The sequence below is a fragment of the Acinetobacter sp. ANC_7504 genome (genome assembly GCF_056779995.1).
The window spans coordinates 22,600-46,527 of the sequence record NZ_JBWYIZ010000018.1; the positions used below are offsets into that span (position 1 = coordinate 22,600).

At 38.0% G+C, this 23,928-nt stretch carries 24 protein-coding genes and 1 pseudogene; 13 read left to right on the forward strand and 12 right to left on the reverse strand.

Features of this window, described 5'->3' with window-relative positions; genetic code table 11:
- Positions 1-93: 93 nt before the first annotated feature.
- Positions 94-1,479, reverse strand: a complete 1,386-nt coding sequence (dnaA, locus tag AC1M9F_RS13975; RefSeq protein WP_035268607.1) for a chromosomal replication initiator protein DnaA — start codon at positions 1,477-1,479, stop codon at positions 94-96.
- 644 nt (positions 1,480-2,123) lie between these two features.
- On the opposite strand from dnaA, the gene rpmH reads away from it, so the two are divergent.
- From rpmH to mnmE, 5 genes and pseudogenes are all read left to right on the forward strand, one after another.
- A complete protein-coding gene (gene rpmH / locus AC1M9F_RS13980; RefSeq protein ID WP_000831329.1) occupies positions 2,124-2,258 on the forward strand; it encodes a 50S ribosomal protein L34 in 135 nt (44 codons plus the stop codon).
- A 32-nt stretch (positions 2,259-2,290) separates the two neighbouring features.
- Positions 2,291-2,683: a ribonuclease P protein component gene (gene rnpA / locus AC1M9F_RS13985; RefSeq protein WP_481598065.1), complete on the forward strand. Its 393-nt coding sequence runs from the start codon at positions 2,291-2,293 to the stop codon at positions 2,681-2,683.
- A gap of 9 nt (positions 2,684-2,692) precedes the next feature.
- Positions 2,693-3,014: pseudogene (gene yidD, locus AC1M9F_RS13990) on the forward strand (membrane protein insertion efficiency factor YidD).
- A gap of 5 nt (positions 3,015-3,019) precedes the next feature.
- On the forward strand, positions 3,020-4,774 hold the full coding sequence (gene yidC / locus AC1M9F_RS13995; protein ID WP_481598066.1) for a membrane protein insertase YidC: 1,755 nt from the start codon (positions 3,020-3,022) through the stop codon (positions 4,772-4,774).
- Positions 4,775-4,854: 80 nt separating this feature from the next.
- Positions 4,855-6,219 carry a tRNA uridine-5-carboxymethylaminomethyl(34) synthesis GTPase MnmE gene (mnmE, locus tag AC1M9F_RS14000; protein WP_180028819.1) on the forward strand — a complete coding sequence of 455 codons (1,365 nt, stop codon included), beginning with the start codon at positions 4,855-4,857 and terminating at the stop codon, positions 6,217-6,219.
- Between the two features lie 47 nt (positions 6,220-6,266).
- On the opposite strand, the gene AC1M9F_RS14005 is transcribed toward mnmE, so the two are convergent.
- Positions 6,267-7,460, reverse strand: coding sequence for an MFS transporter (locus AC1M9F_RS14005; protein ID WP_481598067.1), 1,194 nt, complete (start codon positions 7,458-7,460; stop codon positions 6,267-6,269).
- 217 nt (positions 7,461-7,677) lie between these two features.
- Here AC1M9F_RS14005 and AC1M9F_RS14010 point away from each other — a divergent pair, with 217 nt between their 5' ends.
- Entirely contained in the window at positions 7,678-8,379 is a 702-nt protein-coding gene (locus AC1M9F_RS14010; RefSeq protein WP_481598068.1) for a DsbC family protein, read from the forward strand.
- A 52-nt stretch (positions 8,380-8,431) separates the two neighbouring features.
- Here AC1M9F_RS14010 and AC1M9F_RS14015 read toward each other — a convergent pair whose 3' ends face one another.
- From AC1M9F_RS14015 to AC1M9F_RS14035, 5 genes are all read right to left on the reverse strand, one after another.
- On the reverse strand, positions 8,432-8,683 hold the full coding sequence (locus tag AC1M9F_RS14015) for a GlsB/YeaQ/YmgE family stress response membrane protein (RefSeq protein ID WP_035268591.1): 252 nt from the start codon (positions 8,681-8,683) through the stop codon (positions 8,432-8,434).
- Between the two features lie 150 nt (positions 8,684-8,833).
- Positions 8,834-9,361 (reverse strand): hypoxanthine phosphoribosyltransferase, encoded by a 528-nt coding sequence (gene hpt, locus AC1M9F_RS14020; RefSeq protein WP_035268589.1) that lies wholly within the window; start codon positions 9,359-9,361, stop codon positions 8,834-8,836.
- Positions 9,362-9,497: 136 nt separating this feature from the next.
- Positions 9,498-9,629, reverse strand: a complete 132-nt coding sequence (locus AC1M9F_RS14025; RefSeq protein ID WP_481598069.1) for a hypothetical protein — start codon at positions 9,627-9,629, stop codon at positions 9,498-9,500.
- Complete coding sequence (guaD, locus tag AC1M9F_RS14030) at positions 9,595-10,926, reverse strand: guanine deaminase (RefSeq protein ID WP_481598070.1); 1,332 nt, start codon at positions 10,924-10,926, stop codon at positions 9,595-9,597. Before guaD ends, AC1M9F_RS14025 begins: the two co-directional genes overlap by 35 nt.
- A 52-nt stretch (positions 10,927-10,978) precedes the next feature.
- Entirely contained in the window at positions 10,979-12,034 is a 1,056-nt protein-coding gene (locus tag AC1M9F_RS14035; protein ID WP_180028804.1) for an aromatic ring-hydroxylating oxygenase subunit alpha, read from the reverse strand.
- Between the two features lie 164 nt (positions 12,035-12,198).
- Here AC1M9F_RS14035 and AC1M9F_RS14040 point away from each other — a divergent pair, with 164 nt between their 5' ends.
- Positions 12,199-12,762, forward strand: coding sequence for a nucleotidyltransferase family protein (locus tag AC1M9F_RS14040; protein WP_180028803.1), 564 nt, complete (start codon positions 12,199-12,201; stop codon positions 12,760-12,762).
- Positions 12,763-12,830: 68 nt separating this feature from the next.
- On the opposite strand, the gene AC1M9F_RS14045 is transcribed toward AC1M9F_RS14040, so the two are convergent.
- Positions 12,831-13,793 carry a TerC family protein gene (locus AC1M9F_RS14045; protein ID WP_180000112.1) on the reverse strand — a complete coding sequence of 321 codons (963 nt, stop codon included), beginning with the start codon at positions 13,791-13,793 and terminating at the stop codon, positions 12,831-12,833.
- Between the two features lie 635 nt (positions 13,794-14,428).
- On the opposite strand from AC1M9F_RS14045, the gene AC1M9F_RS14050 reads away from it, so the two are divergent.
- Together AC1M9F_RS14050 and AC1M9F_RS14055 are read left to right on the forward strand one after the other, a co-directional pair.
- Positions 14,429-14,716, forward strand: a complete 288-nt coding sequence (locus AC1M9F_RS14050) for a GNAT family N-acetyltransferase (RefSeq protein WP_035268578.1) — start codon at positions 14,429-14,431, stop codon at positions 14,714-14,716.
- A 21-nt stretch (positions 14,717-14,737) separates the two neighbouring features.
- Positions 14,738-15,025, forward strand: a complete 288-nt coding sequence (locus AC1M9F_RS14055; protein ID WP_180028802.1) for a GNAT family N-acetyltransferase — start codon at positions 14,738-14,740, stop codon at positions 15,023-15,025.
- A 33-nt stretch (positions 15,026-15,058) separates the two neighbouring features.
- On the opposite strand, the gene mpl is transcribed toward AC1M9F_RS14055, so the two are convergent.
- The gene (mpl, locus tag AC1M9F_RS14060) at positions 15,059-16,429 is read right to left on the reverse strand and encodes a UDP-N-acetylmuramate:L-alanyl-gamma-D-glutamyl-meso-diaminopimelate ligase (protein ID WP_180028801.1); all 1,371 of its coding nucleotides are present in this window, start codon (positions 16,427-16,429) and stop codon (positions 15,059-15,061) included.
- 252 nt (positions 16,430-16,681) lie between these two features.
- Between mpl and AC1M9F_RS14065 the strand changes: the two genes are divergently transcribed.
- Entirely contained in the window at positions 16,682-17,026 is a 345-nt protein-coding gene (locus tag AC1M9F_RS14065) for a DMT family protein (RefSeq protein WP_035270328.1), read from the forward strand.
- A 16-nt stretch (positions 17,027-17,042) separates the two neighbouring features.
- Here the strand turns inward: AC1M9F_RS14065 and AC1M9F_RS14070 are convergent, their stop codons facing one another.
- A complete protein-coding gene (locus AC1M9F_RS14070) occupies positions 17,043-18,305 on the reverse strand; it encodes a DUF2254 domain-containing protein (RefSeq protein WP_481598071.1) in 1,263 nt (420 codons plus the stop codon).
- A gap of 280 nt (positions 18,306-18,585) precedes the next feature.
- Between AC1M9F_RS14070 and purE the strand changes: the two genes are divergently transcribed.
- The 3 genes from purE (at position 18,586) to AC1M9F_RS14085 (ending at position 22,146) form a co-directional block, all read left to right on the forward strand.
- On the forward strand, positions 18,586-19,098 hold the full coding sequence (gene purE, locus AC1M9F_RS14075) for a 5-(carboxyamino)imidazole ribonucleotide mutase (RefSeq protein WP_035270333.1): 513 nt from the start codon (positions 18,586-18,588) through the stop codon (positions 19,096-19,098).
- Positions 19,099-19,113: 15 nt separating this feature from the next.
- Positions 19,114-20,235 (forward strand): 5-(carboxyamino)imidazole ribonucleotide synthase, encoded by a 1,122-nt coding sequence (locus AC1M9F_RS14080; protein ID WP_481598072.1) that lies wholly within the window; start codon positions 19,114-19,116, stop codon positions 20,233-20,235.
- 630 nt (positions 20,236-20,865) lie between these two features.
- Positions 20,866-22,146: a lytic murein transglycosylase gene (locus tag AC1M9F_RS14085; protein WP_481598073.1), complete on the forward strand. Its 1,281-nt coding sequence runs from the start codon at positions 20,866-20,868 to the stop codon at positions 22,144-22,146.
- Between the two features lie 57 nt (positions 22,147-22,203).
- Here AC1M9F_RS14085 and AC1M9F_RS14090 read toward each other — a convergent pair whose 3' ends face one another.
- On the reverse strand, positions 22,204-22,578 hold the full coding sequence (locus AC1M9F_RS14090; RefSeq protein WP_481598074.1) for a hypothetical protein: 375 nt from the start codon (positions 22,576-22,578) through the stop codon (positions 22,204-22,206).
- A gap of 100 nt (positions 22,579-22,678) precedes the next feature.
- The gene (locus AC1M9F_RS14095; protein ID WP_481598075.1) at positions 22,679-23,596 is read right to left on the reverse strand and encodes a matrixin family metalloprotease; all 918 of its coding nucleotides are present in this window, start codon (positions 23,594-23,596) and stop codon (positions 22,679-22,681) included.
- Positions 23,597-23,928: the final 332 nt, after the last annotated feature.

Below are 23,928 nucleotides of genomic sequence, written 5' to 3' on the forward strand. Positions count from 1 at the left end.
TAAAAACAGTATATCGACGACAGACTAAAACACTTTTAATCATGTACTATGCGGCAGAATATGCCGCATTGCAAGAATAGAATTTAAACAGATTTAGCTTTGTAATAAGCGCATTAAATTTTTGTAATCTTCATTAAAGATGGGATCTTCAGCACACAAACTCTGCACTTTTTCACAGGCATGCATGACTGTACTGTGATCACGACCACCAAATGCCATGCCAATTTCAGGAAAACTGTCGCCCGTTAATTCTCTCGCAAGCCCCATTGCTAATTGACGTGGTCGAGCATAAATACGAGTTCGTTTAGGTCCAACCAACTCTTTCAATGGGATACGAAAATATTCACTGACTACACGCTGAATATTTTCGGTGCTAATAGTACGAGCACGAATCGCAAGAACATCTTTCAGTGATTCTCGCACCACATCTAAGTCGATTGGTGTCCCTTTAAAACGAGAAATCGCGACGACTTTATTTAATGCACCCTCAAGTTCACGTACGTTTGCCACAACTTGCTGTGCAATAAAGAGCGCACAGTTACGAGGCAAATCGATACCATTACTTTCAGCTTTTTTAAGTAAAATCTCAATTCGAGTTTCAATATCAGGCGGTTCTACCCCTACCGATAATCCCCATGAAAAGCGAGATACCAAACGAGGATCTAACTCGGTCAACTCTTTAGGATAGCGATCTGAGGTCAAAATAATTTGTTTAGATTCATCTAATAAGGCATTAAACGTGTAAAAAAACTCAACTAAGCTGGCTTCTTTACCTGCAAGTAAATGGATATCATCCACTAAAAGTAAGTCCAGTGAACGGCAATTTTTTTTAAATTCTTCGACTTTACCTTGTTGAAGTGAACTCACAAAATCCTGAACAAAACTTTCAGCAGTCATGTACATCACACGAGCATTTGGTTTAGCTTGTAATAAAGCATTACCCACTGCTTGCATCAAGTGGGTCTTACCTAAACCAGTCGGACCGTATAAAAATAACGGGTTATGTTGAGGTTCGCCTAACTGAGTTAACACTTTACGGCAGGTTTCTGCCGCCATTTGATTTGAACGCCCTTCGACGAACAATGCAAAATTAAACAGCGGATTTAATAATCGTTTTTTTGATGTTTTTGTATTTTGCTGCTCATTGCTTTCTTTTTTTGCTCTGACTACAGGTGCTGCTGCTGAAGACTCAAGCGCTGCAGTTGTTGTCGCAGGTTGCTCTGAAGCAGATAAAATCGCGCCTGGTCGTGAGTCGACTAAAATTTCAACTTTACAAACACGTCCTTCAGACATTTGTTCTGCAAGAATGCTAATTAATTCTAAATGATGTTCTTGAATATAGCGTGTCCAGTAAGGATTAGGTGCATAAAGCTTTAAAACACCATCTACCTCTTCGGCAACCAATGGACGTATCCACATTGCAAAGACATTATCTGAGAGCTCTTGTCGCAAGCGATTTAAGCAGTCTGTCCACAGCATGTGAAACCCCTCATTCCATTTAAATTTAAAAACAACCCCATGAGATTGGGGAGGCAATCATACCCAAGTTATCCACATATGTCATGAGTAATTTTGAACTTTAAACACAAATAATCAAATTTAAAAGTCTAAATTTAAATTTAAAATAGGGTGTGGATAAGGTTTTCCACAAACTGTGGATAAATAAAAGCAATAACTTATCCACAATCTATAAAAAATATGAAAACATAGTTATCAACAACCTAAGTATATATATTTAAAAAAAAATAATGCCTTATCCATAGAAAATTACAACCCTAATAGTAATAAATTTAAATTTATAAATTTGAATTTATTTAATAAGATTCGGTTTTCTGTGGATAATCATTCCTTGTGTTTAAATTTGAATTCAAATTTAAAAATCAGTCATAATTAAATTTCATCTTGTGTATAAGTTTATGGATATTTCTGTGGTTAACTTAAATACTATAATAAAAACATATATTTATTTTGTGTATAAATAGACTATTTAACAAATTTGTATCTTTCTCAGACTCAAGCAACTTTCATCAAAAGTGTTACACAATACTGTTTAATATTGACAGAACAAACAATGCACAATACAATCGCGAACCTTTATAGAACACCAACTTTGGAGTTTCGATATGAAACGTACTTTCCAACCATCTGAATTAAAGCGTAAACGCGTTCATGGTTTCCGTGCTCGTATGGCGACTAAAGCTGGCCGTCAAGTATTAGCTCGTCGTCGTGCAAAAGGTCGTCACAGCTTAACTGTTTAATACCAGTTTAGTTTATCGACGATTTGGGTGTTATGACACTTTATAGTTTCAGTCCAGAGGTGAGAATCCGCTGTGCTGCAGATTACAAAGGTGTATTTGATGGTGCGCTTTTTAAAGTGCATCAACCCCATTTCTTATTTTTAGCTACACCAACTAAACAGCCTAAAAGCCGTTTAGGTATTGTTGTTGCTAAAAAGAAAGTGCGCCGTGCACATGAAAGAAATCGAATAAAACGTATTGCTCGCGAAAGTTTTCGCTTAAATCAGCAAGATATAGATTTATTGGATATTGTGGTCATGCCTAAGGTAGGTATTGAGTCGATTCCGAATGCTGAATTGCATAAGCAATTACAATTTGCATGGCAGAAGCTACAGCGTCTTGTAAAAAAACATCATAAAATATCAGTTACCTCTCCTCAAAGTTAGAGGTGGCCAATGGTCCGTATATTGCATTGGTTGATTCGTTTCTATCAAATTGCGATTAGTCCGCTCCTTGGACCTCGTTGCCGTTATTTCCCAACTTGTTCTCAATACTCGTTAGAAGCTATTCATATACATGGCCCGATTAAAGGTGTCTGGTATGCAACGCGACGGATTTGTCGTTGCCATCCGTGGGGTGGAAGTGGATATGATCCTGTTCCCAAAAAAGCAATTCGTTTTATTTCATTTCAGCAAATAGATTCTCAAATGACTCACGTTACTGTACCCTTGCGTGAGCGTTTATTGAACCAAAAATCACTCTAACCAATTGGGGTAATCGATATGCAACAATGGGCCAGGTTTGCAATTCTCGGGGCCATGTTTGTCACCGCATATTTGCTTATTCTTGCTTGGCAAAAAGACTATGGTCAAACTGAAACAACTGCTGCGACAGCACCTGCTGCCGTCGTTGCCCAAGATGTTTCTGCTGATCTGCCAACGAGCCAAACGACAGCGGGTTTAACTGATATACCGCAAGCAAATATTGCAGCTGAACAACAAGACACAACTACACCTGCAACAGCAAATCAACAATTAGTTGCTGTTCAAACTGATTTATATCATCTTTGGATTAACCCTAAAGGTGGTGACATTGTCCGTGTTGAACTACTCAATCATGATAAAAGTAAAAATAGTGAACAACCGTTCGTTATGCTTGAAAATGATGAGAAACGTACTTATGTCGCTCAATCAGGTTTAATTGGTTTAAATGGACCTGACAGTAGCCGAAGTGGACGTCCAACATTTGAGTTTGAAAAGTCGACTTATACTTTAGCTGATGCTCAAGCAACCACCAATAAAGATGGTGAAGCTGAGAAAGTGTTAAAAGTACCAATGGTATTAAAAACGGCTGATGGTGTTGAAATCATCAAAACGTTCACTTTCCAAGAAGGTGCATATCCAGTTAACGTAAGTTATCAAGTGATTAACCGTAGTCAGCAAAACTGGCAAGGTCAAATGTTTGGTCAGATCAAACGTGACAATTCTGAAGATCCAGGTAAAACTGATCAAGGAATCTTTACGCTGGGCACTTATTTAGGTGGTGCTTGGGGTACACCTGATGAGCACTATAACAAATTAAAATTTGATAATTTTAATGAAGAAAAGTTAAGTGTTGAGGCTCAAGGTGGTTGGGTTGCAATGGTTCAGCATTACTTTGTAAGTGCTTGGGTGCCTGGTAACTTCGGTAACCAGCCGTATTCTTCAAAAATGGAGTCACGTAAATCTGCTGATGGTATGAATATCATTGGCTTTACTTCGCCTACCATTAATGTACCAGCTGGCAAAACAATGACTGTTGATGCAACATTCTACTCAGGTCCAAAAATTCAATCTGAATTAAAAGACTTGGCAACTGGTTTAAATCAAACGGTTGATTATGGTTGGTTATGGCCAATTGCGAAATTGCTATTCTTAGGTTTGCAATTCTTCCATGGCATTGTTGGAAACTGGGGTTGGTCAATTATTCTGTTGACAATTCTTGTGAAACTTATTCTTTGGCCTCTTTCATCTAAGAGCTATCGCTCTATGGCGAAAATGCGTGTGATTGCACCAGAAATGCAACGCATGAAAGAAGAGTTTGGCGAAGACCGTATGCGTTTCTCACAAGAAATGATGGCACTTTATAAGCGTGAACAAGTCAATCCATTATCTGGCTGTTTACCTTTACTTCTTCAAATGCCAATCTTCTTGGCTTTGTATTGGGTGCTCATGGAGTCTGTTGAGTTACGCCACGCTCCTTGGTTAGGTTGGATTCAAGATTTATCTGCAATGGACCCATGGTTTATCCTACCATTGTTGATGGGGGTGACGATGTATGTTCAACAAATGTTGAACCCACAGCCGACAGATCCAATGCAAGCAAAAGTCTTTAAGTTTATGCCGATTATTTTCACGGTGTTCTTATTGTTCTTCCCTGCTGGTCTTGTGCTTTACTGGATTGTCAACAACTTGATCACGATTCTTCAGCAAGGTCTGATCAATAAGAGTGTTGAGAAAGCTCGCTTAGCAAAAGAAGATACAGCATCTACGAACTAAGTTTTGTTAGTAGCTGAATCGATCCGCTTAAGGTGATATCCTTAGGCGGATTTTTTTTGCCTAGCTTTGAGATCAATTCAATGACGAACCTACAACATCAAACCACTATTGCTGCGATTGCAACACCGCCAGGTCGTGGAGGTGTAGGTGTAATTCGACTGTCTGGTCCTAAGGCATATGCCATAGCAGAGGCTTTAACTGGTAAGGCACTCGGTCCTGCTCGTTATGCTGCATTTCGTCAATTTCTTGATGCGAATGGGCAAGTCATGGATGAAGGGTTGGTCATTTGTTTTCCAAATCCGAATTCATTTACGGGTGAAGATGTAGTTGAGTTACAAGGTCATGGTGGACCAGTGATTCAAAATACATTATTGGGCCGACTGTTAGAGCTAGGTGCAATTGCAGCAAAAGCGGGTGAGTTTTCAATGCGCGCTTTTGAAAATGGAAAAATGGATTTAGTCCAAGCTGAAGCAATTGCTGATTTAATTGATGCTACTTCACAAGCAGCTGCCCGTTCTGCAGTACGTTCATTGCAAGGCGCATTTTCGGCCAAAGTAAATACAGTATTAGAAAAACTCATTCATTTGCGATTGCATGTTGAGGCGGCGATTGATTTTCCGGAAGAGGAAATTGATTTTCTTGCAGATGGAAAAATTTTAGCGTTATTGGAAGATGTGCAAGCATCAGTGGGTGCAGTACAACAATCAGCACGCCAAGGTCAACTTCTGCGTGAAGGTTTACAAGTGGTGATTGCAGGGAAACCCAATGCAGGTAAATCGAGCTTATTGAATGCATTGGCTGGTGTTGAACGCGCGATTGTAACGGACATAGCAGGTACTACACGTGATGTACTACATGAGAAAATAAGCCTAAATGGTTTGCCAATTACCCTGACGGATACAGCAGGTCTGCGTGAAACGGGAGATATTGTTGAGAAGGAAGGTATTCGTCGAGCGATTAAAGAAATAGAAAATGCTGATCTCCTACTCTTGGTTTACGATTTGAGTCAAGGTGAAGATCCGATGCATTTAGCAGATACTTACTTTGCTAATTATATCGATCCTAAACGCTTAATTTTAATCGCTAACAAATGTGATTTAGTAGATAGTGAAGCTAAAGTTGCTGATCTCCAAGGCTTTAGACACATTACGGTCTCAGCCAAGCAAGAAATGGGTGTTCAATCGCTTGTAGATGCGATTACAGCACATGCAGGCTTTCAGCCTGAAGAAGATACCTTTATTGCAAGAACACGCCACCTAGACGCAATGAAGCGCACTCAATCTTATCTTGCGGAAGCTCGTGAACAACTTGTTGTTTACCATGCAGGAGAGCTTGTCGCAGAATCGTTACGTCTCGCACAGAATGCATTAGGTGAAATTACTGGTGATTTTAGTGCGGATGATTTACTCGGAAAAATCTTTGGCTCTTTCTGTATCGGGAAGTAAACGAGTTTTTATCTGTGGTTTAAAAAGCCCAGTAATGGGCTTTTTGGTTAATTGGCTAAAGGTAACTTGCTTGGCTTAACCATCATCTGCTTTATGAATAAAACAATCAGTAAGATTGAAATTGCAATACAGAACCAAATCACTGCATTTGTAAGCCCAAAATGGTCAGCTAAATATCCTACTGCTAGGATGGGTAGAATCGTTCCGAGATAGCCGATAAAGAGATAAGTAGACATGACGGCGGCTCGATTGTGAGGTGTGGTCATGTGATGAATAAGTCCGAAAGCCCCAAGTAAAGCTAAGCCATGTCCAATCCCAAACAGACCATCGCTTAGGAAAAATAACCAGCTGATTTTAAACTCCATGCAGAGGAATAAAGCGATCACGCTCATGAAGCAAGTCATGATACCGAGTAATAGGCTGGATTGCGGTTTGATTGATCTTGAAAAAAATTGTGTCGCAGCTGAAATCAGTAAAATGACAGTAATGGCAGAACCACTAATCAGTGGACCGTGCCAAGGCAAAATGTCTTTAACAAATGAAGGAGATAGTGAGGCGTATAAACTAAATCCTGCAAAAACAGCAAATGCAGTCAAGCTCAGTATAAAAAATTGAGTGCGATCATGTGATTGTGGTGTTAATAATTTGGGAGCAAAATTAAATTTTTGCACAGCAAAAGGTATAGGTTTGAGTGTAAATAGACTAAAGAAGCAAAATATTGAACCTATCACAATGGGTACATAAGGTATTACCAAAGGATATGCAAAGAATTCAGCAAAAAATCCCCCAAATAAAGGACCTAACCCAAATCCAACAGCAGTAATGATTGAGCTTAATTGTGGTGCAATTTGTTTATGGGAAGTTGGAACAGTTTGAATAAGCCCAATAAGAGCAGATGTTGTCATCAATCCAGATGCGATACCAATGATAAATCTTCCCCATGAGAGAGACATGACATCGCTCGCAAAGATAGACATTAACAAGCCAATGGTGATAAAAATGAGCCCAAGTTGCATAGTTTTTACATAACCAATGGTATTACTGGTTCTGCCAAAAAACAGTAAAGTGGTCAGGCACCCTAGCATGTAGGAAACGAAAATAAAGGTGATATCGCTCGGGTTTAACCTCCATAATTCTTGGTAAATTGGATAAAGTGGGCTAGCAAGCGCTGTTCCAATGGTGCCGATACAGAGTGCGATACTTACGAGAATAAAATCTCGCCACGATTGGTTTTCATTCATTATTTGTCTTATAGAACAGCAATGCTGATACGATGATTCATTAGTCTATGTCGACTGTTAAGCATGAGTCAATTATCTTCAATCAGTTAAAATTCAACTGTCATATATGGTTTCACGTGAAACAATTTATGAGGTTTAAAATTACATAAAAACTGATCTTTGTAGAAAGTAGAAGATTAGAATAAGCAATAATATCCATCAAACATATGCTCAACTTATGTATAAAAAAATTTTAATCAGTGCTTTACTTGCACTGTCTACAAGTTCTAGCTTTGCGAATATTGAATTGCTTCAGCAGAAAATTAAAACGCAACATCCAAAATTGAATATTCAAAATTTACAAAAAACTGAGATGAAAGGTTTCTATAGCGGATCTTTAGACAATCAGATTATTTATATTGATGAAGAAGCTAAGCATTTATTCTTTGGATCAATGATTCGTATCGAAGATCAAAAAAATCTAACACGTGATTTGGTGCTGAAACATAATTCAGTAGACTTTAAACAACTTCCACTTCAAGATGCCATTAAGACTGTAAGGGGGAATGGTAAGCGTCAGCTCGCGATCTTTTCTGACCCAAATTGCCCATATTGTAAGACGCTTGAAAATAATTTAAGCCAGTTAAAAGATGTGACAATTTATACGTTTATGTATCCAATTAAATCTCAATCGATCCAGCCCTCTAAACAAGTTTGGTGCTCCGCAAACCGTGAGTTTGCATGGAATGCCCTTTTAAAAAAGAATCAACAACCAACAGCCCAAGCTGATTGTTCAAACCCTATTGAACGAAATTTGGAACTTGGACGTCGTCTAGGTGTTCAAGGAACGCCAGCAATTATTTTTGAAAATGGATTTAAGGTAACAGGCGCTTATCCAGCTTCAGAAATTGAAAAAATTTGGAAAGAGCTGAACTTATAAAATCTAGTTCATAGAAATGAAAAAAAGCACCTTAACAAGGTGCTTTTTTTGATTAAGATTTTTTTGTAACGAGGTTATAAATAAACAGAACGATAATTGCACCTATGACTGAAGCAATAAAACCTGCCGATGAACCTTCGGGATAAATATTAAGAAGGCGTCCACCATATGTAGCAAGTAATGAACCAGCAATACCTAATAACGTCGTGACGATGAAGCCTGCTTTATCGTCACCAGGATGAATTGCGCGAGCAATTAAACCTGCTATAAAACCGATAAGAATAGCTCCAATAAGTGAAAACATACTTGTTCTCCTTTTTATCATGAATTTTTATTGTGTCGCTCAAATATAGTTGATTATGTATTGATGTTTGAAAAGAAGAATCACGCTACATGTTGTTGTTATTTTGTTGTTTATAAAAAAAGTGGCATATGCCACTTCCTTAAAAAAACATTACAGACCGATTTCACCAATGAATGGAATATGACGGTATTTTTGATCGTAATCTAGTCCATAACCTACGATAAATTTATCTTCAACTTCAAATCCTAGAAACTCTACTTCCAAGTCGATTTCTCTTCGAGAAGGCTTACTGATCAGCGTGCAAAGTTTGATAGAGTTTGGCTCACGAGTTTCAAGGATTTCTACCACTTTACTCAGCGTATTGCCAGAATCGATGATGTCCTCTACGACAAGAACATCTTTACCACGAATTTCACCATCAAGGTCTTTTAGAATTTTAACATCACGACTAGAAGTCGTTCCACTGCCGTAACTTGAAACTGTCATAAAGTCGAGTTCGTGTGGTTTTTCAATGGTGCGGCATAGGTCTGCCATGAAAATCACTGAACCGCGAAGTAAGCCTACAAGAACCAATTCTCGATCACTATTTGCATAGTGAGCATTAATTTGATTACCAAGTTCATTAACTTTCGCTTGAATTTCTTCAGCGGAAATCAACACTTTCATGTCAATGGTCATGGGTAGATACCTAAAACAACAATTCTAAAATTAAAAAAGGTGTTGACCTGCAACACCTGAAATATGCTTCGATTTTAAAACATATCCCAGAATGTTGCACCCTTTTTAAAAAAACGAAATGTAACCTAATGGTTTATTAATGCGCATCGCGTTTAAGCACGACAGCACAAACTAAGAATACAGCACCAATCAACACATATTTTTTAATTGGGTGTTGTGGTTGAGTCTGATTATTAGGATGCTGATTGTTGATATGCTTTTTGTCCATAAATATAAGTCGCCTCAATATTTCGATCATCACCCATGGTAAACAATGCGAAAAGTGCATCTTCAATATTTTTAGCGCGTTGTTGTCTTAATGTTTGTAATGCAGTTGCATTCAAATTTAATACAACAAAATCCGCTTCTTTTCCAATATTAAAGTTACCAAGTTTATCCTCGAGCGCTAATGCTTTTGCTCCACCTACGGTCGCATGATAAAGCGATTCAAATGCAGATAATTTGTCGCCTTGGAGTTGTTGAACTTTATAGGCTTCATTCAACGTTTGAAGCTGATTAAATGAAGTCCCCGCACCGATGTCTGTGCCAAGACCGACTTTGACTTGTTTATCCCAGGTTTTTTTCAATGGAAACAATCCACTTCCTAGAAAGAGGTTTGAAGTCGGGCAGAAGGCGATTGCAGAGTTTGTTTGATGCATACAATCCCATTCATGCTCTTCTAAATGAACGCAGTGAGCGAAAACAGATTTATTGCCTGTTAATCCATAGTGGTGATACACATCTAAATAGCCATTTTGCTCAGGAAAAAGCTCTTTCACCCAAGCGATTTCATTGGTGTTTTCACTCAAATGAGTATGAATATATACATCAGGATATTCAGTTTTTAACTGCCCTGCTCTTTTTAATTGTTCTGGTGTAGAGGTAGGCGCAAAGCGAGGCGTAATGGCATAAAGGTTTCGACCTTTACCATGCCATTTCTCAATCAATTCTTTGCTATCTGTATAAGCATTTTCAGCGGTGTCTGTCAGTGCTTCAGGTGCATGACGATCCATCAATACTTTGCCTGCAATCAAACGCATCTGGTATTGTTCTGCCGCTTCAAATAGTGCATCAACAGATTCTTTATGAACTGTACAAAAAACCAATGCAGTCGTTGTGCCATTTTTCAGCAGCTCATTGACAAAAAAGTGTGCAATTTGGTCTGCATAAGCTTTGTCTTGAAATTGGATTTCTGTAGGAAAGGTATAAGTGTTCAGCCATTCGAGTAATTGTTCGCCATACGCACCTACCATTTCAGTTTGAGGAAAGTGAATATGCGTATCGATAAAACCAGGAACAATCAGTTGATCTGGGTAATGCTCAACTTGGATAGAGGATTCAAGCTGACGGAGCTGTTGTTGCCCATCTTCCCAACGACCAAACCATTGAATTTTACCCGCTTGAGTAATCAATAAACCATCTTCTACGTAACGCACTTGGTCGTGAATTTCACGCGCTTGGGCAACCGTATTCTGAATATCTAGGAAGCGACCGCGAATCGCCGTCGATGCAACTACAGAAGACATTTAAAACCTACACTTTTAATTTTTTCGGTTGATTGTAACTGATCTATCTTAATTAAACTGTATATCGTTTGCTGAGCCCCCACTCTGCGAGAATACGACGATAAGTAGTCGAAGATCGATCAGCCTCAAAATGCGCTTCCATCATTAAATCAAGTGGTAATTCTTCAGGTTTTTGCGATTCTACGATATCTTGGTCTTCGGCAAAAATTTGGGCATTAAAATCATAGACTGCTTGTAAATCTCCAGTCTGATCAAAATTACGCGTCAAAGGAACAAATAATCTGGTTTGATTGACAGATACAGGACAACACGCATTCAAGATTTTTAAAATCCCATTGTCTGGAAAATCTACAGTTAATATTGCTGAAAATGGTGGGTAAATATCAAAAGTTCTTTTCCACTCAAAACCTTCAGGCTCTAGGTGATTCAAAGCATGCGGGTAATTACTGACACCACTAATATAAATTGTTTTTAAACCATAGTCTGTTCTCTCAGTATGGTATTTCGGTACAACTGGGTTGTTTCGATCTGCAAAAGCTTCGTGATGCACCCATGCAAAGTGAGCTACATCAATGAATCCTTCGAGTTGACGACCTGCTGAGCCTGCAATATCAACATATGGAGGTAAAATAGACTGATGATCAGGATGATCCCAAGTGTCAAGTTGGGGAATATTATTGTGTTGAAAATCACGTCCATGCAAGCTAGTCCAGACCAGTCCATATCTCAAAATTACTGGAAATTGGGTTAAACTAAAACGGTCAGATATCTTAGTTAAATCAGGTTGAGCAGGAATTTTCGTACATTTCCCTGCAAGGTCGAATCTTAGACCGTGATATCGGCAAATAATTTCTTCACCCTCTACCCATCCTTTACTTAGAGGTACACCACGATGAGGGCAGATATCACGCACTAATCGAATTTCCCCATTGTCAGTTTGGTAAATCGCCATTTTTACATCAAGTAAAGTGACCTGATGTGGTGTGGTTGAAACATCTTGAATACGAGCCACTGGATACCAATATTGCGCGAGAATTTCCCAATCTTGTAAGTCGAAACTACATTGGCAAGGTGCACTGAGTGGATTTAATGCGGGAATCATATTCATCGTCATTTCCTAAAAAAAGAGCTCCGAAGAGCTGCGCTAAATTTACTGAGCTTTTTTCTTTGGAGATGATGCAAGATCTTTGCCAACCGTCTCTTAACATTTAAAATTGGAGAGCTGAGTGGAAATATTAAATTCTAATCAAAATATATAAAGTGAATTCACCCATGGACTTATATGAGAAGTTAAGCCATTTAATACGATCTAATGCAGATATCTATGAACTTTTACAGTGTTTACGGCAGATTGATAGTGCGGCCTATTTTAGTGCGGGCTTGATTCGAAATTGGATCTGGTCTTATTTACATAATCAAAATTATTCCATTTTTGAAACTGAAATCGATGTCATTTATTTTGATCCTTCAGAAAAAATGGATGAGAGACGAAATTATTTAAAGGGTGCACTTCAACATAGATATCCTAATATTCATTGGGACATTACAAATCAAGCTCTGGTACATCATTGGTACAGAACTGATGAAGGTGCTCAAATTGATCCATATACTTCAGTACATCATGCTATGAGTTTTTGGCCAGAAACGGCAACCGCAATCGCTATCAAATTAATGGAGAATAATCATATTGAAATTCTCGCCCCTTTGGGGCTTGAAGATTTATTTACTTTAAAATTAAGGTGGAATAATCGTTTGGTTTCACGTGGAGTCTTTGAACATAGGGTTAAGTCAAAATGTTTTTTGGAACGATGGCCTAAGTTAAGCATTGTGAATTAGATGGCTCATCTAATGATATAAATAAAGCCTTCAGATGAAGGCTTTATTGAATCCAACAAAGTTTGACCTTATAAGGTCGTTTGATGATGTTTTTTACTATAACGAATTGAAAGCCATGCTGTAATTGAAAGGACAATCACGATAAAACTTAATGAGATCCAAATTGGCATATGGAATACGTCAAGCATAAGCATTTTGAAACCGATAAAAATTAAAATAGCCCCAAGTCCATAAGGCAAATAATGCATTTTTGAAGCGGCTCCAGACAGTAAGAAAAACATAGCCCGTAGACCGAGGATAGCCATCAAGTTAGCTGTAAGGACGATAAAAGGATCAGTGGTGACCGCAAAAATCGCTGGAATAGAATCGACTGCAAAAATAACATCAGATGCCTCGACTAAAATTAGCACTAAAAATAATGGGGTTGCCCATAGAACGCCATTTTGCCTTACGAAAAACTTATTTCCTTCCAACTGTGGAGTAATTCGCATGTGTTTACGTAGCCATTTCAGAATGGCCATATCTTCAATATTTGGATCATCCTCTTGTCCTTTAAGGAATTTAAATCCAGTGTATACAAGGAAAGCACCGAAGATATAGAGGATCCACGAAAATTCCTGAACGAACCACGCACCGATAAAAATAAAAATTGTTCTGAGAATAATAGCGCCCAATACACCATAAAGGAGTAATTGACGTTGAAGTGCAGGAGGTATAGCGAATGCAGCAAAAATCATTAGCCACACAAAGACGTTATCAATTGCGAGTGACTTTTCCAGTAAATAGCCGGCAAAATATTCCATAACTTTCGTATTAGCTACGTTTATACCAGCGGTATTTTCTAGATATAGCCATAGTCCACCACCAAAAAGTGTTGCGACAGTGACCCATGCAATACTCCAATAAGCAGCAGTTTTAACTTTAACTTCTTGACCTTCTTTTTGTTTAAAACCTAGAAAGTCAATTAAGAGCATAATCGTGACGATGCCAAAAAAAATGACATAAAGCCAAATATTGCCTATGGTTTCCATAGTGATCTCCAATACTGGCAATTGATTTTGGCATAAAAAAACCTCGACCAGTTGCCAGATAATAATTCTGAAACAACATGATCAAGGTCTTGCCTACACCATTTTGATTATGCATTTTAGATAATCGAAATGATGCTCAGATACCGACTTCTTTCAAAGTGTAATGACGATATTCTGACACAGTATTTAAGCACTGTTGGAGGAGGCTACTCCCCTTGTTCAAATTTGATAATAAATTACGTTGAAATCGTTTCATTTGATTTCGAGTGCACAAAGGATGACACACTTATAAGTTGTGTGCAAATTATTTAAATGGGTTATTAAATTTGTCTTTAAAAATTGAAATTAATAAGATTATTGCAATGATGATCAATACTACAATTGATATTAAATAGATATCCATTTCATTTACTCATTAATTTTTTAACAATAATAATACATTTATATGTTAAAAAATAACATTTAATGATTATGACTGACAATATATATTTTTGTTTTTTATAATATTTCTTTTTTTAAAATAAATTAAAGTTTTGAATTTGTAATTGATAGACAAGTCTGTCCCATTTTTTCATAGTGTTATGTAAATATGTCGTTCTAATCTATATTTAATAATAAATGATAGGATAATGATAATGTTAGAAATTAAACATCAAGAAAATGGATCAAAAGGTGAGTTTTTTATTGGTGAAGATGGCCATCATTTAGCTGAAATGACTTATTCATGGGCAGGTGAAGATAAATTTATTATTGATCATACTTGGGTTGATGATTCATTAAGAGGGCAAAACGTGGGACGTCAACTTGTTGACCGTGCGGTGGAATTAGCACGTCAAAAGAATGTTAAAATCTTACCGCTTTGTCCATTTGCTAAATCTGTTTTCAACAAAGATGAAGCAATCCACGATGTTCTGTTTAAATAAAATCATACAGTGAGCAGTCATATGCAGTTTGAACATATCGATAGTGTGAAAGGCGGTGAGTTTTATCTCACGGACGCAGATCAATCAAGAATTGCAGAAATCAGCTATCGTTACCAAACTCCACAGATCATTATAGCGGATCATACTTGGGTCGATGATCGTTTACGTGGACAAGGAACTGCAAAGTTATTGTTAGATCGACTTGTAGAATTGGCTCGTACAGAAAAATTAAAAATTGTTCCAACTTGCTCTTATGTGGTTGTCATGTTTAAGCGTTTTCATAATGAATATCATGACGTTATCGCTTAAATATAAAAAAGCCCGCAGAGCGGGCTTTTTTATTTATTCTTTTGCTTTGAGTGCTTGAATGAGTTTTTGATGCAAACCACCAAATCCACCATTTGACATGATCACAACGGCATCCCCCTCGCCTGCTTCATTCACGACATTTCGAATGATCTCTTCTAAAGTACGCGCTACCACAGCTTTATTCGGAGCAGCTTCAACAACAGGTTGTAGATCCCAATCTAAACCCTCAGGTTGATACCAAATCACTTCATCTGCCAATCGAGCAGAATATGCTAAACCATCTTTGTGGCTTCCCATTCGCATCGTATTTGAGCGAGGCTCAATAATCGCCCATAGTTTACGTTCGCCTAGTCGTTTACGAGCACCATCCAGCGTTGTGTCAATTGCTGTTGGGTGATGAGCAAAATCATCAAAAACTTCAATGCCTCGAATGGTATCGAGGAGCTCCATACGGCGTTTTACACCACCAAAATTCGATAATGCTTCGCATGCGGTTTCAATGGAAACACCTATATGCTCTGCAGCTGCAATGGTTGCTAAAGCATTTGCAACGGAGTGTTGACCTGTCATCGACCATTGGACTGTACCTTTTACTTTGCCGTCTTTTAAGACTTGGAAGTGAGTACCATCTGCAGAAAGTTGGTTTGCAGAGATAGTTGCTTGATCATGAGATTCAAGCGATGTACGGACGATCGGTGTCCAACAGCCTTGTGACAAAACTTCATCAATATTTGATTCAGTGATTGGTGCGATGATACGGCCTTCACTTGGAATAGTACGAACCAAATGATGAAATTGTTTTTGAATGGCAGCGAGATCATCAAAGATATCTGCATGATCAAATTCAAGATTATTCAGAATAGCTGTCTTTGGATGGTAATGAACAAATTTAGATCGTTTATCAAAGAAGGCAGAGTCGTATTCATCTGCTTCTACACAGAAATATTGACCTCCGCCTAGACGAGCACTTTCTTTAAATCCAAGTGGTACACCACCAATTAAAAAGCCCGGTTCCAAGCCCGCTTGATCTAATACCCAAGCTAACATCGTGGTAGTGGTTGTTTTTCCGTGTGTACCAGCAACCCCTAATACATGTTTACCTTGTAGCACATGGTCGGCAAGGAACTGTGGTCCAGAGATATAGGGTAAACCCTGATTTAGCATGTATTCAACGGCGTCAATTCCACGTTTCATGGCATTACCAACGATCACTAAATCTGGGTGTGGTTGCAAATGACTACGGTCATAACCTTGCATTAAGGTAATACCCGCATTTTCAAGTTGTGTCGACATAGGTGGATACACATTTTGGTCCGAGCCTGTCACTGTGTGCCCTAGGTCTCGAGCTAACAGTGCTAACGATCCCATAAAGGTGCCACAGATTCCCAAAATATGCAGATGCATGATGATTTACTCCACTACTCTTTTCGACACAAACATCTTTTTGGTGCTGTTGTCATGTGTTATTTGATTTGATGTCAACGATAACAAGGGTCTTGGTGAAAAGATAGTGATTATTAGAAGGCATTCCGTAAAATTTTGCAGAAATAAATTTTTAAACTTATGAGCTAAAATATATGAATATTTTTAATCTAGTATGATGAAACGAAATGATTTAATCGTAGAATAACGCGGACGATTTAACTTGAGATTTAAATGATTTATTTACCTTTATTGCTTCTGATTTTAGCAAATTGCTTTATGACTTTGGCGTGGTATGGTCATTTAAAATTTTTGCCGCATGATGCCCCTTTATGGCAAGCCATCCTATTTAGTTGGATCATTGCATTATTCGAATACAGTTTGATGATTCCTGCAACCAAGATGCTGGCTCAAAATGGCTGGGCTGTGGGACAAATGAAAATCACTCAGGAGGTCGTTACGCTATTGGTGTTTGTTCCTTTCATGATTTTCATGTTTAAACAGCCTTTCAAATTGGATTATGTATGGGCTGCACTTTGCTTATGTGGTTGTGTGTATTTTGTGTTTAGAACACCATGATTCAAAAGGATAAAGATTAACTAAAGTTATTTTCATATTCCCGAATTAATCTTTGACGATCAGGCTCAAATTCAAAATGTTTTAAGCAGCGTGCCAAGATTTCATGTGCCATTTCATGAGCAGCTTCCCGTAGTTCCGGTTCAGATACATTTTTTTTAATCATGGATAAGCATTTAATTATTCTTTGATTTAATTCGATATTACTTATACAGTCCCGTGCCATCGGTGCAAAGCTACTGCTAACAAACTCACGAATATCAAACATATCGACACTGATATTCGAGAAATTAAAAGTTTTCTGTTCTGGATCTGGCTGACTATCAATAATAATCCGCGTTAAGGCATTGATCGCACTAATTGCTGAACCCACATCATTAATTGCAGCTGACATCGCTTTTTGTCCAACCTCACTCATGACCAATAAACCAAATCTTGGGTCTTGTAAAAAGCTTCGGTTCGTTTCGATAACCACGTATTCATGAATTTGATGTTCTAAATTTTTTAATTCTTCGTCATCTATTGGATTTTCCGTAAAGACTTCAATCAGAACCAGTGATGGGTCTACGAATTTCCCAGGAAGCAAAGCGAGATGAATATGTGCATTGTGGGTTTGAGCAAGAAGATTTAAGGACTCAATATCAAAATGAGTAAAATAACCTGTCTGTTTTGGGTGTATTTTGAGTTGGCTTCCGCCCAATGGTTTTTGTCCTGAAGCGCCAAAGTTGGGATGTGTACGGAATGTACTTAAAGCTTGAGATGCTGCTGTTTCAATTTTAGAAATAGCATTGGTTAGTGTGCCAAGCTGAGACAATGTTTGTACCCAGCGAATTAATGTCACAATCAAATAAATAAGAACCAAAATGGTACTTACGAATAAGACAAATCGACCCGAAACTCCATAATATTGTAAACCTAAAGCGATTTTTGCGATGACGGCATAGATAAATGCGGAAATAAAACTGGTAATTGCGAGACGAGTATTATCATCATTCATCATCAGCTTATAAGCACGTGGCGTACCACTCGATGAAGCTGAAGCAAATGCGGCGACCATAATCGAAAGTGAAAATGTAGTGACCGCCAGCATACTCGAAGCAATGATATCCAGTAGGCTACTTAGTGTTTCAATACTGATATTTGGAACCGCGTGTGATGGAATAAAATAACGACTTGCAGTTGCAAATAAAGAGAAAAAAATCGCTAATAAAGCTCCAAGTGCTGGTGTAAACCATAAATTTTCTGCAGGGTTATTCCACCATAATTTCAGTTTAAACCACATTCTATATTCTCCTTTTTATTTTTTAATTTGAATGGCTTAGTTCAGTTTAATCCAAATTCAATTTATCTTGAATGAGCCAGATGTTTAAGGTGGATGAGGCAGAACAATGACCAATCATAAAATTCATTTTTATGTCTATTAACAAGTATATATTTTTAATCCTTATTTTATCAGCTTAACTTTAGACCTATTCATTTTCAGTCTATAATAGTGAGTTCTTATTAAAGCTTGGCTCTCGTCGAGATTTATCTCTCTTACTTTAATCTCTGGAAACATTGCAATGAATGCGGCCGCTTCACAAGACACTCCTCTCGTTGGAATTATCATGGGCTCTCAGTCAGACTGGGCGACACTCGAACACACTGCCAATATGTTGAATCAGCTTGGTGTACCCTTTGAGGCGGAAGTTGTTTCAGCACACCGTACGCCAGATCGTTTGTTTGAATATGCTGAGCAAGCTCGTGATCGTGGTATCCAAGTGATTATTGCGGGTGCTGGTGGTGCAGCGCATTTACCGGGTATGTGCGCAGCGAAGACTGATCTTCCTGTTCTAGGTGTACCGGTTAAATCTTCGATCTTGAATGGTGTTGATTCATTGCTTTCAATTGTACAAATGCCAGCAGGTATTGCTGTCGGTACATTGGCAATTGGTCCTGCAGGTGCGACCAATGCTGCGATTATGGCGGCACAAATTTTAGGTTTAACTCGCCCAGATATTGCAAAGAATGTAGCCGATTTTCGTTTAGCGCAAACTGAGAAAGTTGCGAGTAAAAATATTCCTGGTCAAGCTTAATTCGAGAGAAATCTTATGGATAAAACCATCGGTATTTTTGGTGGCGGTCAATTGGGTCGAATGATGGCGCAGGCGGCACTTCCATTAAATATTCAATGTACTTTTTTTGAAGCAAGTACAGACTGCCCTTCTGCTGCTTTGGGTCCAGTGATCTCAACTCAAGCTAAAAATGGCTTACAGGATTTCATTAATAGTGCAGAAGTCTTTTCTTTAGAATTTGAAAATACGCCATTGTCAGATGTAGACATATTAACTGAAACCAAGCAACTGCATCCCCCGCGTCAGGCTTTAGCGATTGCTCAGCATCGCTTGTCTGAAAAAGCGTTATTTGATGAGTTGGACATTCCAGTAGCACCTTACAAAGCGGTGACATCACTAGAGAGTTTACAAAACGCAGTTGCTGAACTTGGTCTTCCAATCGTACTAAAAACTTCACGTGGTGGTTATGATGGTAAAGGTCAGTTTGTCTTACGCACAGCGGATCAAATTGATCAAGCATGGGCGGAACTTGGTCCTGCGGGTGAATTGATTGCTGAAAGTTTTGTGACTTTCTCGCGTGAAGTGTCAATCATTGCAGTACGTGGTCAGAATGGTGATGTGAAAACATGGCCATTGGCTGAGAACCACCATCACAATGGTATCTTATCGCACTCGATTGTCCCTGCACCGAACAGTGTAGATCTACAACCTGTAGCACAAGATTACATCACTCGCTTGCTTAACCATTTGAACTATGTCGGTGTGCTGACGCTTGAGCTATTTGTCACGGACAAAGGCTTGTATGCCAATGAGATGGCACCACGTGTACACAACTCAGGTCATTGGTCGATTGAAGGTGCTGTGTGCTCTCAGTTTGAAAACCATATCCGTGCTGTTGCAGGCTTACCTTTGGGTTCAACTGAGATGATTCGTCCAACGGTATTGGTGAACATTATTGGTCAGCATCCAAAGACTGAAGATGTGTTGGCTTTAGAGGGTGCACATTTGCACCTTTATAACAAGTCAGAACGTGAAGGTCGTAAAATTGGTCATATTACCTTAATGCCAATCGATAGCTCAGAATTGACTACACTCTGTCGCCAATTGTCGAAAATTTTACCAAACCCATTAGCATTAAGTGAAGATATGACCATCTAGACTTTAAGTTGCTGATAAAAAAAGCGATCACACGAGTGGTCGCTTTTTTATTTATCTTGTTTAAGGCATGATTGCGCCTCTTTAAAAATCACTTGCCATTGGTCGGATGAAATTTTAAAAAAATTGCATAATAATTATACTATTAGTTCTGATTAGAATACATATTTTGAACTGTGTATAAGTTTGATTATGGCTATGTGAGCCATCTTAATTTTGAATTCAAAGTGGGTTTAAATTCAAAATAATAGGCTTGCAGGATATTTTGAATTCAAAGTTACTATTGAGGTTTGAATTCAAAAATGTATTTAAAGATTTATATCTAAATTCTTATCTATTGAGTAAATTAAATTATTTTAACATTTATAATTTTCAATTATTTAGGTTGATTTGTAGTGTTGGATGACTGTGGATAAGTTTTTTGAATTTAAATGTTGTGTGGCGGTTTAAATTTAAATTCAATAACAAATGAATTTAAAACTAGGTTGTGGATAAGTTTTTAAATTTAAATTTTCAAAATAAATTTAAAAAAGTAGAATGTATGAATTTAAATTTACGATTCGATGCTTTAATTTTTAGAGTGAGCTGTTAAGGTAAAGACATAATTCCAACATTTTAGAATTACAGGGTCTTATGCAACGGCTTGCACTCACGATAGGTTCATTTTTTTTAGCGATGTCTCAAACTCATGCTGAGTTGATTATTAATGGTCAGTCTGTGACAGCCTCGCCATCCATGACGGCAACTGTGTCATCCGCTCCTAATTTTCAGCAATGCATCTCGAATTTAAAATCACAAGCGATCACTAGAGGGGTTAGCTCGGCGACGTATGATCGTTACACGCAGAATTTAACTCCTGACTATTCTGTGATTGAACGTTTAAATTATCAGCCTGAATTTTCGACGCCAATTTGGGATTATTTGTCAGGTTTAGTTGATGATGAACGTGTTCAATTGGGGCAACAGAAACTTCAACAGCATCGAGAAACACTTGACCGTGTAAGTGTGGCTTATGGCATTCCAGCTGAAATGGTGGTTGCAGTTTGGGGAGTTGAGAGTAACTATGGTGATATTTCTGGACGCTATCCATTGCTTCAAGCTTTGGGAACTTTAAGCTGTGAGGGGCGCCGTCAATCCTATTTTAGAGGTGAATTTTTTACCACCATGAAACTTTTACAGCGTGGTGATCTTCGGGAAGAACAATTGAGAGGATCGTGGGCAGGGGCTTTTGGTCATACTCAGTTTATGCCTTCAACCTATGATGAGCTTGCTGTAGATTTTGATGGTGATGGACGACGTGATCTAGTCTCGAGTATTCCAGATGCTTTGGCTTCAACAGCAAATTTTTTGAAGAAAAGAGGATGGCAAACTGGTCAACCTTGGGGATTTGAAGTGCAGATTCCTGCAGGAATGTCAGTTGTAGGTGAGGGGCGACGTAATAAGAAAGCATTGTCTTATTGGGTCAATCAAGGATTGAATAGAGTGGATGGCTCCCCTTTAATTCAGGGTAATCTTTCTGCATCTTCTCAAGCTGGGTTGCTTGCGCCTGCTGGCAGTGCTGGGCCGGTCTTTCTAGTATTTAAAAATTTTGATGCTATATATAGTTATAACGCAGCAGAAAGTTATGCGTTGGCAATCGCACATTTATCAGATCGATTGCAAGGAAAAGCTAAAATTGCAAAAGCTTGGCCGACTGATGATCCTGGTACATCAAGAGCAGAACGCCGAGAAATTCAACGCTATTTAATCCAGCGCGGTTACGATATTGGTGCGATTGATGGTTTAATTGGGGATAAAACTCGACAGGCAATTCGTCAAGAGCAAACCCGATTGGGCTTAAATCCTACAGGTCGAGCGGGACAGCAGATATTGAGTGCATTTAGAAATGAGCAGGCTCAGCTGATGATGCAATAAATAGGTTCTCGGATTAAAAAAGGTCAACATAGGTTGACCTTTTTTCTGATGAGGTATCTAGATAATAGAACGATCGATTTTAACAGCATCGAGTAAGTCAAAAATGACTAAGGTTACATCTTGACTTAATTCTCGATCATTAAAAATTTCATAAGCTGTAATGGTGACATCTGTATCGCTTGGAAGTTGGCGTTGTTCCTCTTCAATTAAATCTTGAATAGGTAATAGTGTTTGCTTAATTTGAATATGTAAGACGTCTTCGAATTTAATGTTCTCATCATCGAGTTCGATGAGTTGTTTATTGAAATATGGCAGTAAAATTGAGTAGAGATAAGGTTGAAGCTCGACAATATCAAATATTTTAATATCACGAGTTTCCTCGATCGTGCTGATATGATCATTTACCTCAAGAATAATATGATAATAACTCACGTCTCTCTCCTCTGATTAATTTTAAAATACCTTAACACGAATTCAAAACTATTCAATTAAATCCGTAATTTAATTATGGGATTGAGCTGTGGTGCTGATTTTATCGACTTTTTAGCAGTTCGAGGTCGGCAGCAGTCAATTTAAAATTGGAGAAATTCTGCTTTTCTAGAATTGGATACATTAAGGCATTAGGGTCGTTAGTATGCTGGAGACCTAATGCATGACCTAATTCGTGAGCCAATGTGATTCGAAGTTCATCTATAGATTGAAATTCATAAATATTGATTTCACGACCATTAAACTCGCCTTTATGGAACATTTTGGCTTGAAAAACTTGGTTGAATTCATCAATGGCTTTAAGTTGTTGGTGTTGGGATTGATTGAATTTTTCAACTTTATCGTTGAGTTCTGTTCGTAAGATGTTAAATCGTTCAATATTGCTTTCAATCTCAAGCTTTTGTTGTGTGAGTCGTGTCTTAGAGGTATTGATCTGCTGAAATTGTGAATCTGTAATAGATGTGTTTAAGCCATTAATATGGTGGACAAAATTATTATGTTGATCTAGATCATTACTATAGTTATGTTGCTTCTGTTCAATGTGCTGTTTTAAAAATTCAAGTTGTTGTGATTCTTGTTCTAGCTGTAATCGCATTTGGTCGGCTAATGATTTGCTATTTTCAAATTGCTTTAGCGTATGTTTTCTATAATTGGATTCATTTTGACGTTCATCAAAAATGAGATTAATTGTAAGACCAGCATTGGGGTCGTAAACGAAATACTTTTGTTGAGTTTGATTTTCCCAGATATTCGCTGCCTCTTGAGTTATTTGGCGTAATGCCTCTGTATCAAGTTGAAATCTTGGGTCAATAAACCCAATACGATATCTTAGGCGTTGATCAATGGGGTGTTGAAGCCGATCTAAAGTTGAATTGTGATTTAATTGAGGATGAATAAAACGTTGTACAGCAAAATATGCAACGCATAAAAAGGAAAAGATCAGAATAATGGAGCGCATCATGCGAGCAATTCAACTTAATTTTTATTCAATGTAGCCTAAAAAAACATTTTGGAAAATAAAACATCAAAATATATGAGCTCCAGTGTGTATAAAAATGAAAATTATTCGTAAAATTTAAATGAATGATGAAAATAAATATGAATAATGATTAAAAAATGAGTGAAAATTCATGTTTTTCATCTTTTTAGTCGAAAAAAGCAACACCCGTTGAAAATAAGTGAAATAAGGGGTTGCAAGGGAAGAAAAAATCTATAGAATGCACCCCATACCGACGAGATACACGGAAACGAGCGAAGCAGGTTGCTGAGTTGTTAAGTGTTTCGAGTCCAGCT